The organism is Candidatus Endomicrobiellum cubanum (genome assembly GCF_031278955.1).
GTDB classification, from domain to species: Bacteria; Elusimicrobiota; Endomicrobiia; order Endomicrobiales; family Endomicrobiaceae; genus Endomicrobiellum; species Endomicrobiellum cubanum.
Map to the genome: position 1 here is coordinate 1 of NZ_JAITJM010000007.1, position 16,726 is coordinate 16,726.

Sequence of the window (16,726 nt, forward strand, 5' to 3'; positions counted from 1 at the left end):
TAAGAACAGATAAAAAAATTACACTTCCAGTATCAAATACAAAAAACAGTGACAAGATTATCAACAAATTTTTCACAATTGGCCTTATATTTTCTATAAAATCAACTTGTGCTCCATAAGAAAACGGATAAATACAAACATCAGGGAAAAAGCTCATGGCAATAACAAGTAAACTTATATATGTATACGACAAATGTAATGACGATTTAATACTTACTCTAGCAGAAGATACTTTATTGGCACCTAAATACTTACCTACCATTACTGAAGTAGCTATACCAGCACCTAAAAGAGGCATATAAGCTATGTTATATATAGAAGCTATTATATTGCTAGCAGCAAGATTTGAAACACCTAAATTGCCTACTATAATGATAAAAATACTAAACCCACATCCGTCAAAAAATAATTCTATACCATTAGGCGCACCATATCGCAATAGTCTTTTCATAAATTTGAAATCTAATCTCATACATCTAGTGTCATAATGCACATTATTCTTTTTTGCTGTAAATAACAGTACATATAGGGCACAAATAACAATGTAAGATATATTCGTTGCCCAGGCAGCTCCAGATATCCCCATTTCAGGAAACCCAAAGTTTCCAAAAATTAATAAGTAATCAAAAAGAACATTAATAATTAAACATAAAATACACATTGTCAAAACTATTAAGGTTTTCCCTCTACCAGAATAAAAAGAAGAAAAAACACCTTCACCAATATTAAAAAACGCCCCATAAGCCAATACTTTAAAGTATTTTATTTCTTCTAATGCAATAACCTCTGGGTGACCTACACTTACAAACAATGGTGCTGCAAAAAGAGAAATGCACAAAATAAAAAAAGCCGCTACAAATGTTAGGTAGATACTTTGCCAAATCGCAGGGCCTATTGAACGATATTCTTTTTTGCCATAATACTGAGCAACAAAAATATTTACGTACGCAAGTGTACCAAAAAAAAGTGCTGTTAATGCCCAAGAAAGAGTCCCTGCAGGGACAGATGCCGCAAAAGTCTCTTTTGAATACCAAGAAAGAAAAGTTCTATCTATAAAAAGTTCAACAGCACCAAGTCCTGCAGAAATGATAAGAGGTATTGCAATACGTAGAAATTCTTTATAGCCTCCCGCGCACTTATACCTTTCCTTTATAGTGTTAAAAATATTCATTTTATAAAACACTCTTTGATTTTATGTGATTTTTGTTGTATATTATCAGTAAGTTCTCTCTAAAAATCCTATTAAGTTTATTATACCAAATATATGGAGAAATAACTATGAAAGGCAATACTTTGGTAATTTTAGTAGCAGTCATAGCAGCACTGATTTCAGCTATGTATGTTTCTAACAAACTTCAAGCTAAGAATGAGAGAATTTTCCCCCAGACTTTTGCTAATATAAAAGCATCAGTTGTGGCCCCTAAACTAAGCAGAAATAATGAAAATGAAAACTTAGCAAAAAAAGAATTAAAAGATCCTGACACACAAACCTATTTTTATACTGCAAAAGTTAGAGGAATAGAGTATTCTATTGTATATGCAAAATATCCAGCTCAAGTAAATTTTGATGGAGCTATAGCTGCAATAGCTAAAGTATTTAAAAATAATAATTTCCAATACACCACAACAAATAATAAAGTAAATGATTTAGATGGCGTACTATTAACAGGTAGTTTTTATAAAGATGAAAAACTATATAAAATTAAAGAACAACTTGTAAAAGACACTAACACTTTTTGGCAATTTATTGTCATTTTCCTAGAGGCATATAATAATGAAACTTTGGCACAAAACTATATAGACTCTATAAAAATAATTAAAGAATAATGTTAAAATTTACTAAATGGGTTTGCCTAAAAACTCTAGTGTGTATAAATTGCTGTGAATTTTTTGACAAGGCTAGGCAAAAAACGCAGAGTTTAGCGAGTGATAAGCACAAGTTTTTTAACGCAGCAGTGTCAAAAAAGATGCAGCAAGGATATGTATTAGGGGTTTTAGAGAGCCCCAAATGTTAAATATAGAAAGCTCAATACAATATTTAAAAGGTATCGGTTCAAAAAGAGCTTATTCATTCAGTAAATTAGGTGTCAATAGTTTATACGATCTTCTCTCCTTTTTCCCAAGCGCTTACCAAGATAGAACAAGAACTGTTCCAGTAGAAAATTTAATTTACAATAATCATCAAGGATGTATATTTGTAAAAATAGGCAATTCTTACCAAAAAAGACTTTCCGCAAATTTAAGCATTCTAGATATAGAAGTGTTTGACAACAAGTTTCATGGATATCTTAGGTTTTTTCGAAATAACAATTCACGCTTTAGAGGTGATATTCTTTCTTACCTTAAAAAAATATTTGTTAAAGACTATTTCACTTATATTTACGGAGAAGCTAAGGAAGAATATGGGAAGGTTATAATAACTGCTATTGACTACGAGATTGTAAAAGATGAATTTACCACACCATTACATTTTAAAAGAATAATACCTATATACGCTGCCACAGAAGGACTAAAACAAAAGTTTATAAGAGAGTCCCTCAAAACCACTCTAAACTCCTATACTGATTTTTATCCAGATTTACTCAAAATAATACCTGATTCTTATAATATACACAAAATGGAAATATCTGCAGCTATAAAAAAAATACATTTTCCAGAATCCTTACAAGAAGCAGAGTTTGCAAGACAATCTTTTGCCTTACAAGAATTTTTGATTTTAGAAACAGCCCTTTTACTTTCAAGAAATAATTTGTTACAAAAAAATAAAATTCAAGAATATAAAATTAAAAAAACTTTATTATCTGCTTTTAAAAACAATTTAGATTTTGAGTTTACAAAAGATCAAAAAAAAGCAATAAACGACATCTTTTTGGATATGCAAAGCAAAAAAACCATGAACAGAATGCTTATGGGAGATGTTGGTTCAGGGAAAACTGTAGTTGCATTATCTGCCATTTTACTAGCTATAGAAAACGGATACCAGGCAATGATTATTGCTCCTACAGAAGTATTGGCAGAACAACATTATCTTACAATTTCTAACATATTAAAAGGCTTAGATGTTACAATATCTTTATTAACGTCTTCTTTATTAAAAACCCAAAAAGAAAAAAAACGCTTATTAGAAAGCCTTAAAAATGGACAAACACAAATTGCTATAGGCACTCATTCATTAATAGAAGATAGAATAAAATTCAAAAATTTATCTTTAGTAGTCATAGATGAGCAACACCGTTTTGGAGTAACGCAAAAATTTGCAGCTCTATATAAAGCAAAGTCTCCGGATGTTTTAATGATGACTGCTACTCCAATACCACGAGCGCTGGCTATGACAGTTTATGGAGAAATAGATATAACAACAATTAAACATTTACCTACGGGTACGATACCTGTAAAAACTTTTTTAGTTACTGAAGAGGAAGCATATTCAAGTACAATTAAAGAATTAAAAAAAGGAAATCAAGCTTATATTGTGTATCCAATTATAGAAGAATCAGAAAAACTTGACTTAAAATCTGCAATACAAGATTTTGAAAAATTATCTAAAGATTATTTTAAAGATTTTAAAATTGCTCTTTTACATGGAAGAATGAAGCCTCAAGAAAAAAATTTAATAATGAGAAAATTTAAAAATAAAGAATTTGATGTTTTAGTAGCCACTACTGTTATAGAAGTTGGTATAGACGTCCCAAACTCTACAGTAATAATAATTCATAATGCTGAAAGGTTTGGATTATCTGCTCTACATCAATTAAGAGGAAGAGTTGGTAGGAGCACAAAACAATCTTATGCGTATCTAATAAGTTCTTCAAATAGCCAGAATGCTAATGAAAGGCTTTCTATCATGACATCTACAAATGATGGGTTCCAGATTGCTCAAAAAGATTTAGAAATGAGGGGGCCAGGAGAACTGATGGGCACTACACAGCACGGATTTCCAACATTTAAAGCTGGGAATTTAGCAACAGATGTTGACATAATTGAACTTAGCAAAAATATCGCTAAAAACATTTTAAAAGACGACCCCCATCTTTTAAAACAAGAAAACTTTCTTCTTAAAAATCTTATAACTAAACATTTTTCAAGTAAAATAAAATTTATTGGCGTTGGTTGAAGTTTATTTCTTATTGAGACGGGAATATAAATTTTCATGTTGTTTTAACGCATAATTTATGTCGTACTCTTCACCTACGTAATTAAACCCTTTTTTGCCCATTTCTTTTGAAATATTTTCATTTAAAAGCAAATATTCCACCTTTTCTGCCATCTGCTTATAATTATTAGGTTCTATAAGAAAACCTGTTTCATTATTTGCCACTATCTCTTTTACACCATCAGTTGCATTGGCAATAACAGGCTTACTACAACACATAGATTCTAAAATACTACAAGGTAGTCCTTCCCATAAAGATGTTAAAACAAATATGTCGCTTGATTTAAGTATATCGGCGATATCTATTCTCCAACCAAGTAGGATAACTTTGTTGTTAAGATTAAATTTTTTTATTAAAGATTCTAATTCTTTTCTTTGTTCGCCATCGCCGACTATAACAAACACAACATCTTTTACATTCGTAGTAACTATACGTGCAACATTAATAAAGTCTTTAAGATTTTTTGGAGGTTTAAAAGAAGCTACTGTAACAACAATTTTTGTATTACGATTTACACCAATAGTTTTTCTTAAATCTAAACTTTGTATGAAATTTTTATAAAAATTTGTATCAATACCAGCCCTTATAAGCATAAATTTATTTTTTTTAACAATTTTGTATCTAAACCCTTTCTTTATATTTTCTTTTGAAACAAATATAAGTTTTCTTGAAAATAGTGAGCAAAATCTTTCACCATATATAAACAAGCATTTTAAGTACCATTTATGTTTATCACTAAAGCCATATCCATGAATTGTATGGATAATCGTTGGAACTCCAGCAAGTTTTGCAGCAATACGTCCTAAAATACCAGCCTTAGGCGTGTGGGTATGCACAATATCAGGACGTTCAATTTTTAAAATCTTATATATACTAAACAAAGCTTTTAAATCTTTTATAGGAGATATTTCTCTTACTAGATGTTTTAATCCATAAACTTTCAGTTTTTTGTTAACTTCTTTGTCTAAAATACCACCAATACCAGCTATAAAAGAAATATTAAAAAGCTTTTTGTTAAGATTATTGGCTATATGTAAGGCAACTTTTTGAGCTCCACCAAGGTCAAATTTTGTAATAATATAACAAACTTTAATCATTTAGAATATAACCTTTTATTATCCAAGAAACTCTTTTTGAACAGCTGCAACAGACTTACCTTTTTCTATATCCATACCAAGCTCACTTAAAACAATTTCAAGACAAGCAAATCCTGCAAGCAAATCTACTTTTCCAATATATCCCATATGTGCCAATCTTATAATTTTACCATTTAACTTACCCTGTCCTCCAGCAATAGATACACTGTACCTTTCTTTTAAAGTTGTAATTATTTTCTCACCGATATTTTCTGGTACACTAGCAGTTGTTACAACTTCACAAGGAACTTCTGCAAAAAGTTTTAATCCTAATGATTGCATACCTGCTCTAGCTGCCCTAGCAAGACGTTTACAATCATTCCAAATGTTTTCAATCTTCTTGTTTCTAATGAGTTTTAATGCTTCTTGAAGAGCAACAATAAGAGTTACGGGAGAAGTAAATGGAGTTTGGTTTATAAGATAAAAATCTCTATACTTTTTTATATCAAAATAAAACTTAGGAAGCCTAGATAATTCAATTAATTTTTGAGTTTTTTGAGAAAACATGATGAAGGCAAGACCTGGAGGCAACATAAAATCTTTCTGAGATGCAGATATTACAACATCAACTTCCCAGTCATCAGTCCTAAATTCCTGACCTGCAAGTCCAGAAATTGCATCTACAACAAAAACTGCATTTGTTTGTGAAACGATTTTGCCTATAGACTTAATGTCACTTGCTACGCCTGTTGAAGTTTCTACAAACGTTGTAAACACTGCTTTGATATCAGGATTTTTTTTTAAAGTTTTTTCTATCTCTAAAGGGTCTAGAACTTTTCCCCACTCAACAGATACATAAATAGTTTCTACCCCATAAGATTGAGCTATTTTAGCCCATCTTTCTCCAAAATTTCCACAACTTGCTACTAAAATTTTGTCATTGGGACTTAACAGATTCACAATAGCCATTTCCATGGCACCTGTCCCAGAACATGCAAGAACATAAACTTCATTTCTTGTTTGGAAAACGTATTTTAAACCTTCGGCAACATCTTTATAAATAGATGCAAATTCACTTGTTCTATGATGAATTACAGGTAAAGCTTCTTTTAAAGCAATTTGTGGCGGGATAGGCGTAGGACCAGGAGTTAACAAGTACTGTTTCAACATCTTACGACCTACCTTAAATTATTTTTTCTTAATCTTTTTCTTTATATCTTTCATTGTACTTTTTGACCCTATAGCTAAAGAAACAACTTCATCCATATGCAAAACAGGTATCATTTTCAGTTTACGTTTTATATCATCTGGAATATCTGCTAAATCTTTTCTATTAGCATCTGGAAACAAAACGGTCTCCATGCCTTCTCTATAAGCAGCTAAAGTTTTTTCTTTTAAACCACCTATAGCAAGCACTCTGCCTCTTAAAGTAACTTCACCTGTCATAGCAATTTTCTTTTTAACAGGTTTATCCATACAACAAGAAGCTAGTGCTGTTGCCAAAGCAATCCCAGCACTAGGACCATCTTTAGGCACAGCGCCTTCTGGAACATGTACATGAAAATCTGTATTCGAAAATATATTTTCATCTATTCCAAGCTTAGCTGAAGAAGAACGAACATATGTCAAGGCTGCTTGTGCAGATTCTTTCATTACGTCTCCAAGTTTTCCTGTAAGCACCAAAGCACCTTTACCCTTCATTTTATTTACTTCTATAGTTAGAGTCTCACCTCCAACTTCTGTCCAGGCAAGTCCAGTTACAAGACCAATATCATTCTCTGGAATGCTTTCTCTTTCGTAAAAAGGAATGCCTAAATAGCTATTCAAATTTTTTTCAGTAATAGTTACTGTTTTTAATTCTTTATTAAGTTCTAATTCCTTTGCAACTTTCCTACATAAATTAGCAATTTCTCTTGTTAAATTACGAACTCCAGCTTCTCTAGTATAATTCTTAATTACAGCATCTAAAGCATTCCTGGCAAAAATCAACTCTTGTTCATTTAATCCATGATCTTTTAATTGTCTTGGTATTATAAAATCTTCTGCTATTTTACGTTTTTCTGCATCTGTATATCCAGAAAATCTTATAAGTTCTAGCCTATCTAATAAAGTGTTGGGTATATTACCAAGAGAGTTTGCTGTAGTTATAAACATAACATTTGACAAATCAAATTCTAAATCTAAGTAATGGTCACCAAAAGCATAGTTTTGCTCAGGATCTAAGACTTCAAGTAAAGCAGCGGATGGATCGCCTCTCCAATCAGATCCCATTTTATCTATTTCGTCTAAAATAAATACGGGATTATTAGAGCCTGCCTTTTTCATAGATTGTATAATTTTGCCAGGCATAGAGCCTATATATGTACGCCTATGACCTCGTATCTCTGCTTCATCTTTAACACCTCCCATAGAAATTCTCACAAAGTTTCTACCTAAACTTCTAGCTACAGATTTTGCAATAGAAGTTTTACCAACTCCAGGTGGTCCTATAAAGCAAAGAATAGGTCCTTTAATTTTTTTTACTCTAGAAAGTACTGCAAGATATTCTAATACTCTATCTTTAACTTTTTCTAGACCATAATGATCTTGATCTAAAATTTCTTTAGTTCTTTTCAAATCCAAGTTATCTTCTGTAGATTTCTCCCATGGCAAATCTAAAATCCATTCTATATAATTTCTTATAATACCTGCCTCTGGAGACATAGGCATCATTTTTTCTAGTCTTGCTATTTCTTTTTCAACAGCATCCAAAGCATTTTGAGGCATTTTTACTTGTTTTAATTTCTCCCTTAATTCATCCACATCTTTTTGAGCATCATCTTTTTGCTTAAGCTCTTTTTGAATAGCTTTCATTTGCTCTATAAGATAATATTCTTTCTGAGTTTTTTCTATTTGATTCCTTACTCTATTTTGTATTCGTCTTTCTATATTTAATATTTCTATTTCAGAGTTAAGTATTTGCACTATTTTTTCTAAACGCTCTATAGGATTAGTTAACTCTAAAACTTGTTGCTTATCATTATTCTTTATAGCAAGGTGAGAAGCTATAGTGTCAGCAAGTCTTGCAGGATCAACAATATTACTTACAGCAACAGAAATTTCCATGGGCATTCTTGGGTTAAGCTTTACATACTGCTCAAAAAGCGCTATGGCTCTCCTCATAATTGCTTCAGACTCTGGAGTCTTCTCAACTTTTTCATCAAAAACATTTATCCCAACTACTATATAGCCTTTATCATCAAGTTTAAAGTCCGTCCATTGAGCTCTAGAAATTCCCTCAACTAATGCCTTTAAAGTCCCGTCTGGCATTTTTAATATTTGTAAAACTTCACATATAGTACCTATGTTATAAACATCATCTGGTGTTGGATCTTCAACTTGAACATTTTTTTGCGCTACAACAAAAACAAGTCTATTTGTAGACATAGATTCTTCTAAAGCTTTGATAGACTTTTCTCTACCAACAGCCAAAGGTAGCACCATTGCTGGATATAAAATAATTTCTCTAACTGGAAGAAGAGGTAGAGTATCTGGAATTTTTAGACTTTCACTTTTATCAGTGCTAAACCTATCCAATTCGCTCATTAAATCTCCTTTGTGTGTTTCTATACACAAACTCAGGCATTTCTTTTTTTAATATAGTATTTTTATTAACTATAATCTTTTCTACTGATGTATCATTAGGGATATTAAACATAACATCCATTAAAATGTTTTCTATAATTGACCTCAAACCTCTAGCACCTGATCCTTTTTTTAAAGCCTCATTGGCTATTGCTTCTAAGGCTTCTCGTTTAAATTCAAGTTCTACACCTTCTAAAAAAAATATTTTTTTATATTGCTTCACTAACGCATTTTTAGGTTCAGTTAAAATATGAACTAGATCCAAAACAGACAAATGATTAAGACTGCTAACAACTGGCAATCTGCCAATAAATTCTGGTATAAGTCCAAACTTTATTAAATCTTGACTTTCCACATTAGATAAAGCAAAATCAATCTTTTTAAATTTCTCTCTATTGTCTAAACTATCTCTTATAAAACCTAAAGTTTTTTTATAAAGCCTTGATTCTATTATCTTTTCAAGACTATCAAAAGCCCCACCACAAATAAACAAAATATTTGTAGTGTCTATTTTTATGTATTCTTGTTGAGGGTGTTTTCTACCTCCTTGAGGAGGCACACTTGCAATTGTCCCCTCAAGAATCTTTAAAAGAGCTTGTTGTACTCCTTCTCCAGAGACATCTCTTGTTATTGAAGGCGTATCAGACTTCCTTGCAATTTTATCTATTTCATCTATATAAATAATACCTTTTTGAGCTCTTTGTACATCATAATTTGCATTTTGGATAAGTCTTAAAAGCACATTTTCAACATCTTCTCCTACATATCCAGCTTCTGTTAAAGTTGTAGCATCAGAAATTGCAAAAGGAACATTTAAAATTCTAGCTAAAGTTTGCGCTAACAATGTTTTACCTGTACCTGTAGGGCCTATAAGTAAAACATTAGATTTTTGCAGTTCAATATCATCTTTATTATCCGCAATAACATTTTGTAATCTCTTATAATGATTATAAACCGCTACAGATAAAACTTTTTTCGCATGTTCTTGCCCTATAATATAACTATCAAGGACATCCTTAACTTCTTTGGGCTTTAAAAGAGTAAGTTCTGACTTTTTTAAATCATTTTTATCTATATCTTCAAACATATATAAAGAAGTTTTTGCACATTCTTGACAAATATAAAAACCGTTTACACCTACAAGCTTTTCCGGGTAAGTTTTGTTACAAAAAACGCAATGTTCATTAAATTCTTTACTCATTATAACCTACTTTAGAGAGACTCTTTATTATTTTATTTTAAACTAACAACAACTTCATCAACAAGTCCATACTCCTTTGCTTCTTGCGCAGACATATAGTAGTTTCTATCAGTATCTTTTAAAACTTGCTCTGTAGTTTTTCCAGTATGCAACCCAAGTATTTCAGAGAGTTTTCGTTTGGTAGAGAGCAATTCTTTTGTTTCTATATCTATATCTGACACTGTACCAGATAGTCCACCGCCATATATCAAAGGTTGGTGGATCATAATGCGAGAATGCGTCAAAGCATACCTTTTCCCTTTCGTACCTGCTGCAAGTAAAACAGCACCAAAAGACATAGCCATCCCCATACAAATTGTAGTTATAGGACTTTTTATAAACTGCATAGTATCATAAACCGCAAGTCCAGCAGTAACCATACCACCAGGCGAATTAATGTACAAACTTATGTCTTTTCCAGGTTCTTCAGAATCTAAATACAAAAGTTGTGCTATCAATATGTTAGCAGAATCTGTTGCAATAGACCCATCATACCCCCCTACAAAAATAATTCTATCTCTAAGAAGTCTTGAATATAAATCATAAGTTACGGCAGCACCTTGGCTCCACCTTTCAATTACTGTTGGCATTACAGACGGCATTTATCCTCCTCTAAAGCAGCGACGCAACTAATTTTTACTTAAAGGCATGTCTTTCTGTTCTACTTCAACTTTGGCATTTTCAATTAAAAAACCAAAAATTTTCTGCTCTTTTAAAGAAACTATTATATTTTGTTTCTTTTCGATAAAATACTTATCTACCTCAGCATCTCGTCCAGGATTAGAAGATTTCATTTTATTCTTTTCTGACTCAATATCTGAATCTGTTACTTCAAGATTTTCATTATTGCATATTGAATTTAAAATATACGATAATCTAACGTTATTTTCTGCCTCTTGAAAAAATTTTGAATCTCCAAGCTTAACTTGATTTGCGATATAATCTTCAGACGCACCTTGATTTTTCATATAAGATTTCATTCTTTCTATAAGAGTATTTTTTTGTTCTGCAACTAAAGAAGAAGATACTTCAAAATTGTTTTTTTCAAGTAAATTATTTATAATTTGTTTTTCAACATCCATATCTTGACGACGTTTCTCTTCTGCTTCCATGGTTTCTTTTAACTTATTTTTTAAATCTTCTAGATTTTCTGTACCCATATCCTTAGCAAAATCATCATTAAGTTCAGAAAGATGTTTTTCTTTGATTTCAACTACTTTTACTTTAAAAGATATCTTTTTCCCTGATAAAGTTTTGTTTGGATAATCGCTAGGATATTCTATTTTAGCATCTTTTTCTTCACCAATTTTTGAGCCTATCAAAGCATCTTTAAATCCCTTAAGAGTGTTTTGTGAAGATAAATCTAACATATGCCCTTTAGCACTAATTTCAGGCAAAGAATTTCCATCATTATCAAACGCTTCATAATCTACACTAACAAAACTATCATTTTTAATCTCAGCAGACTTAGACTCTACAAGTCTTGCGTTTCTATCTCTTAACGCATCTAAAGTTTGATTTAAGTTTGCATCAGTAATTTTAAAAACTTCCCTCTTGACTGGAATGCCTTTATAATCTTTTAATTCTATTTTTGGGTGGCACTGTGCAGAAAAACTATACTTTAAAATTTGTCCTAATTCATAATCAAACTCGTCTACTATAGGAAAATCTATAGGTATAAAATTTTCTTTATCTAAGGCATTTAAAACTGTTTTTTTAACAATATTTTCTACTGCTTTATTTTTAGCTTGCTCTAAAAATTTTTGCTTTATAATGTTCATCGGCACTTTACCTTGCCTAAAACCATCTACTTTTGCATATTTGCGCATCTGATTAAATGCATTTTCTACCTCACAGGATGCTACATTTTCTGCGACTTCAACATCAACAGTTATAGAACATGGTTTTCTATCTACAACTTTAGATTTGAATTCAATCGTTTTTGCTGCTTTAACAGTCATTTACTTTTCCCCTTTATATTATAACAAGTAGTTTGAGTTATTGCTTGGTCGAAGGGTCTCTCTAAAAGCCTGAAAAGGTATGCGGGCGGAGGGACTTGAACCCCCACACCTTACGGTATATGGTCCTAAGCCATACGCGTCTGCCAATTCCGCCACGCCCGCATTTAGGGGGGTCTATCTAAAAACCCTTATATAATAAACACTATGCGCTGCATAGGAATTGAACCTATAACCTAACGATTAAGAGTCGTTTGCTCTACCAATTGAGCTAGCAGCGCTTTTAATAACAAATTAATGTGTACAACAGACGACATTTTATCAAACTATAAACAAAAAATCAATAAACAAAAAATCATTTATTATAAAATCTCACTCTTACTTCACATTTTATTGCTTGAAATGAATCTTTATAATATACTATAATAATTTAATAATAAATACATACATTTATTATTATCTATATTTTTATTACCAACTTATAGTAATGCTACAAATTTGTTTTCGGAAGAATAAGTAAAGGCTATTATTTAAATAAAAATGAACCTGCCGTTCCATTAACTCTTAGTAACTTAATGCTTACTTTTATTTCCAAAAGTACTCAATAAGCATAGAAAATCTATAGTCCAATTGGAACACAATACTTGCCTATAATAACAAACTATTTTTAATATGCTAAATTATGAACCTACTATGATTTACAGACTTTATAAAAATATAAAAAAACGTTGGGTTGCCACTGCGGGTTATTAAGAAATCCTTCAAATAGCAATTCCATTGATTATTTCTACAAGTGCATGGGCTTTTCAATCTTTTATTGATAGGTTTTTTCTTATATGGTACTCTAAAGATGCTTATGCAGCTTCTTTGCCATCAGGACTTTTAAACTGTTCTATTATAAATATTTTTGCCGGCATGGTTGCATATGTGGACGTTTTTGTTGCTCAATATAATGGGAAAAAAGAGTATCGTTCAATAGGGAATACTGTTTGGCAAAGTTTTTATATTGCAGTTTTTAGTTCTTTTGCACTTATTATTTTTACTTTCTTTTCTCAAGATATATTTAATTTTATAGGACATCCAAAAAGTATAATATGCGAAGAAGTTAAATATTTCAATGTACTATGTTATGGTTCATTTACATATTTTGCACTTACAGCATTGTCTGGTTTTTATTCAGGCAGAGGTAAAACAACAGTTGTTTTACTTGTAAATGTAGTGGGTGTGCTAGTAAACATAGTTTTTGATTATCTTTTAATCTTTGGTAAGTACGGATTTCCTGAGCAGGGCATAACTGGGGCTGCAATAGGAACGTTCATAGGTTTTTTTGTAGCTTTTATACTACTACTTATACCTATGATATCTCAAAAAAATAATAAACTATATCTTGATACACTAAAGCGTTTGATAAGGTTTGGATTGCCAAACGGAATACATATGTCTTTTGATATATCTGTGTTTACACTTTTTTCACTTGCAATAGGCACATTGGGGAAAAATGAACTTGTAGCCTCAAACATGGCAATGAACATATACAACATTGCTTACATGCCACTTTTAGGATTTGGCATGACAACCTCAATAATTGTCGGAAACTATTTAGGTAAAAACAAAGCTTCTACTGCCCAAATAGCTATAAAATCAGTAATACATATACCACTTACTTATGTTCTGATTCTTGTTATGTTATTTTTAATGTTTCCAGACATTTTTATATATCCATTTTCAAGAGGTAAAGACGCTTTTATCATTGAACAAATTAGGCCAATAGTTGTAATACTATTTCGATTTATTGCATCTTCTGCTTTATTTGAAGCTGTGGGTATTGTTTTTTCATCAGCTATAAAAGGCGCAGGAGATACAAAATTTGTAATGCAGTTAATCATAAAACTTGCACTATTTGTAAGCGCACTAATGTACTTAATCGTTGGTATTCTAAAAATGGGTTTATATCCTTGTTGGAGCGTTTTAACTATTTACTGTATTCTGATTATGTTTTTTTGTTATAAAAGATACAAAACAGGGAAATGGAAACATATGCGTGTAGTCAAAATGAAAATTGTTGATGGATAAATCTATAGGGTTAAATAACTATTTTAAATTATCTAACCATTGTTCTTTTCTAGCTTCTGAAGGCATTCTCCAATCGCCTCTTGGAGAAAGAGATACTGTACCGACCTTTATACCATCTGGCATACAATTACGTTTAAACTGGTTTGAAAAAAAGCGTTTTATAAAATTTATTAAGTGTGCTTTTATTTCTTTTTTACTATACTTATCGCCAAAAGCTTTACTAGCAAGAAAAAGGATTTTATCAGGACTGTTCCCAAAACGAACAGTGTAATACAAAAAGAAGTCGCAAAGTTCGTAAGGGCCAACTATATTTTCTGTTTTTTGCAAAATCTCGCCGTTTTTAGATGGCAAAAGCTCTGGAGTAATTTCTGTATTTAAAATATTTGTTAAAACTTTCTGACATTCTTTAAGTCTTTGAGCTTCATAAGAAACAAGATACTTCACAAGAGTTTTTGGGATAGATGCGTTTACGGCATACATAGACATATGATCACCACTATAAGTACACCATCCTAAAGCATTTTCTGACAAATCACCAGTACCTATAACAAGTCCTTTTTCATTGTTAGCTATATCCATTAAAATCTGCGTACGTTCTCTAGCTTGAGCATTTTCATAAGTTATATTTTTAGTTCCATTATGTTTAATATCTTCTAAGTGTTTATCTAATGCATCTGTTATAGAAACTTCTCTTATTTTTACTCCTAATGCTATAGACATATCGTGTACATTTTTAAGTGTTTTTTTACTTGTTCCAGGACCAGGCATTGTAATAGCAATAATATCTTTTAAATATCTGTTTAAAAGTTTATAACTTCTTAAGATAACTAGTAGTGCAAGTGCAGAATCAAGACCTCCAGAAATACCTACCACAGCATTTAAGTTTGTATATTTTAATCTTTGAGCTAAAGCTTGAGCCTGCATTTGCAATATAAGCTCAGCCCTGTCAGATAAAGATTTGCAATCTTCAGGAACAAAAGGTAAATGAGAAATTTTACGTGTCAAATTTGTATTTTTATTATCAAAGTCAAATTTTACAATTTTATAGTCAACAATATCCGTTGTAAAAACATTCAATTTACGACGTTCATATTCAAATTTTTGTGTATCAATTTCAGATATTGTAAGACCTATTTCAAAAAGAGAACTCTCTTTTATTATTTCTCCATTTTCTGCTATTATACGATGTCCTGAAAAAACCATATCACTTACAGATTCACCATTTCCTGCAGAAGCATACACATACCCACAAGAAAGTCTACCACTTTGAGCTTTAATAAGTGTTTTTCTATAATCGCTTTTGCCAATAAGTTCATTTGAGGCAGAAAGGTTAGCTATTATAGATGCTCCGGATTTTGCATGCCTGCAAGAAGGAGGGACTGCAACAAACATATCTTCACATATTTCAACAGCGATTTTTACCGATTTATCATTTTTAGCTGAAAAAATTATATCTGCTCCAAAAAAACAATCTTGACCACAAATATTAATTTCGCTAGAAACATTTTCGCCAGAAGTAAAATACCTTGTTTCATAAAATTCAGAATATGCAGGCAAATACGTTTTAGGGATTACTCCTAAAATTTTGCCATTCTGTAAAGCAATAGCGCAAGAATAAAGTTTATCCTTGACCCATACAGGACTACCGACAAAAATTAAAGTTTTCTTGCCCAAAGTTGATTTACAGATATCGTAAAGCACATTATTAACAGAGCTTATAGTAATATCAGATAAAAATAATTCTCCGCAGGTATAACCTGTTACACACAGTTCAGGAAAAATTAAAACTTCAACATTGCTAGAACTTGCGTGATTAATTAACTTTATTATTTCTTTACTATTTTCTAACGGATCTGCAATATGTACATAAGGAGTAGCAGCCGCAACTTTGACAAAACCAAATTTCATATTTATCCTTAAAAGTAAAGTTATTAATATTCTATAGTAAAACAAGATTACAAAATTGTTATATAATATATCAAGTTATATACTTTATACTCAATGCTTTTATCTTTTAATATAATCTTGATTTAATCTGAGAAATCAAAGCAAGCAAGTTAGGTATTAATTACAAAATTTAATTTTACAGAGGAATTTATGTCAACAGAGAGGATGATAAGGTGGAGTAAAGAAGCGAAGGAATTTTTTGAAAAAGCAGAAGATAATACCTGACTTGACCTTTTGGGTTCCCCCGAAAGAAAAAGCAATAATATAAATCTATTTAATACATATTCTCTTCTATAAAAGAGTTTATCTTTTCTTTATATCTTAACATAAATAATAGTCTAAATATCTATTTAGACTATTATTTTACATAATATACTCTAATTATGTAAAATAATATATACTTGTTTAGAGGACAACTTCATTTTTAGAAAAAACAAAAATTAGATGTTTTTATATAAAAACATCTGTTTGGGTTCCCCAAACCTCCTTTTTTATGATTGATTCCCCCTTTTTTTCCTTAAAAAGGTCAAGTCAGGAGAATGATTTAATATTTAAATATTTTATAGATGGATTAGAAGCAATAGAATTCATGAATTCTATAGAAGATAAGAGTAAAGTGTTTTTATTTACAGATGATGAGTTAAGAAATCAAGG

11 protein-coding genes and 2 tRNA genes are annotated in these 16,726 nt (G+C 31.0%); 3 read left to right on the forward strand and 10 right to left on the reverse strand.

Features of this window, described 5'->3' with window-relative positions; genetic code table 11:
* Nucleotides 1-1,171: MATE family efflux transporter (locus LBD57_RS00565; protein ID WP_373469405.1), on the reverse strand; the 1,171-nt coding region annotated here is incomplete at its 3' end.
* 107 nt (nucleotides 1,172-1,278) lie between these two features.
* Between LBD57_RS00565 and LBD57_RS00570 the strand changes: the two genes are divergently transcribed.
* The gene (locus LBD57_RS00570) at nucleotides 1,279-1,827 is read left to right on the forward strand and encodes a hypothetical protein (protein WP_373469406.1); all 549 of its coding nucleotides are present in this window, start codon (nucleotides 1,279-1,281) and stop codon (nucleotides 1,825-1,827) included.
* Nucleotides 1,828-2,008: 181 nt separating this feature from the next.
* On the forward strand, nucleotides 2,009-4,114 hold the full coding sequence (gene recG, locus LBD57_RS00575) for an ATP-dependent DNA helicase RecG (protein WP_373469407.1): 2,106 nt from the start codon (nucleotides 2,009-2,011) through the stop codon (nucleotides 4,112-4,114).
* 3 nt (nucleotides 4,115-4,117) lie between these two features.
* Here the strand turns inward: recG and LBD57_RS00580 are convergent, their stop codons facing one another.
* From LBD57_RS00580 to LBD57_RS00615, 8 genes are all read right to left on the reverse strand, one after another.
* Nucleotides 4,118-5,251, reverse strand: coding sequence for a glycosyltransferase family 4 protein (locus tag LBD57_RS00580; protein ID WP_373469408.1), 1,134 nt, complete (start codon nucleotides 5,249-5,251; stop codon nucleotides 4,118-4,120).
* Between the two features lie 18 nt (nucleotides 5,252-5,269).
* Complete coding sequence (locus tag LBD57_RS00585) at nucleotides 5,270-6,400, reverse strand: alanine--glyoxylate aminotransferase family protein (protein WP_373469409.1); 1,131 nt, start codon at nucleotides 6,398-6,400, stop codon at nucleotides 5,270-5,272.
* 18 nt (nucleotides 6,401-6,418) lie between these two features.
* Nucleotides 6,419-8,815: an endopeptidase La gene (lon, locus tag LBD57_RS00590; RefSeq protein WP_373469410.1), complete on the reverse strand. Its 2,397-nt coding sequence runs from the start codon at nucleotides 8,813-8,815 to the stop codon at nucleotides 6,419-6,421.
* Nucleotides 8,799-10,055, reverse strand: a complete 1,257-nt coding sequence (clpX, locus tag LBD57_RS00595) for an ATP-dependent Clp protease ATP-binding subunit ClpX (protein ID WP_373469411.1) — start codon at nucleotides 10,053-10,055, stop codon at nucleotides 8,799-8,801. Before clpX ends, lon begins: the two co-directional genes overlap by 17 nt.
* Before the next feature lie 32 nt (nucleotides 10,056-10,087).
* Nucleotides 10,088-10,696 (reverse strand): ATP-dependent Clp protease proteolytic subunit, encoded by a 609-nt coding sequence (locus tag LBD57_RS00600; RefSeq protein WP_373469412.1) that lies wholly within the window; start codon nucleotides 10,694-10,696, stop codon nucleotides 10,088-10,090.
* Nucleotides 10,697-10,723: 27 nt separating this feature from the next.
* Complete coding sequence (gene tig, locus LBD57_RS00605; protein ID WP_373469413.1) at nucleotides 10,724-12,055, reverse strand: trigger factor; 1,332 nt, start codon at nucleotides 12,053-12,055, stop codon at nucleotides 10,724-10,726.
* Nucleotides 12,056-12,135: 80 nt separating this feature from the next.
* Nucleotides 12,136-12,217, reverse strand: a tRNA-Leu gene (locus tag LBD57_RS00610).
* 43 nt (nucleotides 12,218-12,260) lie between these two features.
* A tRNA-Lys gene (locus tag LBD57_RS00615) sits at nucleotides 12,261-12,333 on the reverse strand.
* Between the two features lie 496 nt (nucleotides 12,334-12,829).
* Here LBD57_RS00615 and LBD57_RS00620 point away from each other — a divergent pair.
* Nucleotides 12,830-14,125, forward strand: a complete 1,296-nt coding sequence (locus LBD57_RS00620) for an MATE family efflux transporter (RefSeq protein WP_373469414.1) — start codon at nucleotides 12,830-12,832, stop codon at nucleotides 14,123-14,125.
* An 18-nt stretch (nucleotides 14,126-14,143) separates the two neighbouring features.
* Here the strand turns inward: LBD57_RS00620 and LBD57_RS00625 are convergent, their stop codons facing one another.
* On the reverse strand, nucleotides 14,144-16,033 hold the full coding sequence (locus LBD57_RS00625; protein WP_373469415.1) for an NAD(+) synthase: 1,890 nt from the start codon (nucleotides 16,031-16,033) through the stop codon (nucleotides 14,144-14,146).
* Between the last annotated feature and the right edge of the window lie 693 nt (nucleotides 16,034-16,726).

Bases quoted from the DNA above. Each gene is read 5' to 3' on its own strand.
- LBD57_RS00625 (WP_373469415.1), bottom strand. From the start codon at position 16,033: ATGAAATTTGGTTTTGTCAAAGTTGCGGCTGCTACTCCTTATGTACAT.
- LBD57_RS00580 (WP_373469408.1), bottom strand. From the start codon at position 5,251: ATGATTAAAGTTTGTTATATTATTACAAAATTTGACCTTGGTGGAGCT.
- lon (WP_373469410.1), bottom strand. From the start codon at position 8,815: ATGAGCGAATTGGATAGGTTTAGCACTGATAAAAGTGAAAGTCTAAAA.
- LBD57_RS00585 (WP_373469409.1), bottom strand. From the start codon at position 6,400: ATGTTGAAACAGTACTTGTTAACTCCTGGTCCTACGCCTATCCCGCCA.
- LBD57_RS00570 (WP_373469406.1), top strand. From the start codon at position 1,279: ATGAAAGGCAATACTTTGGTAATTTTAGTAGCAGTCATAGCAGCACTG.
- LBD57_RS00600 (WP_373469412.1), bottom strand. From the start codon at position 10,696: ATGCCGTCTGTAATGCCAACAGTAATTGAAAGGTGGAGCCAAGGTGCT.
- clpX (WP_373469411.1), bottom strand. From the start codon at position 10,055: ATGAGTAAAGAATTTAATGAACATTGCGTTTTTTGTAACAAAACTTAC.
- tig (WP_373469413.1), bottom strand. From the start codon at position 12,055: ATGACTGTTAAAGCAGCAAAAACGATTGAATTCAAATCTAAAGTTGTA.
- recG (WP_373469407.1), top strand. From the start codon at position 2,009: ATGTTAAATATAGAAAGCTCAATACAATATTTAAAAGGTATCGGTTCA.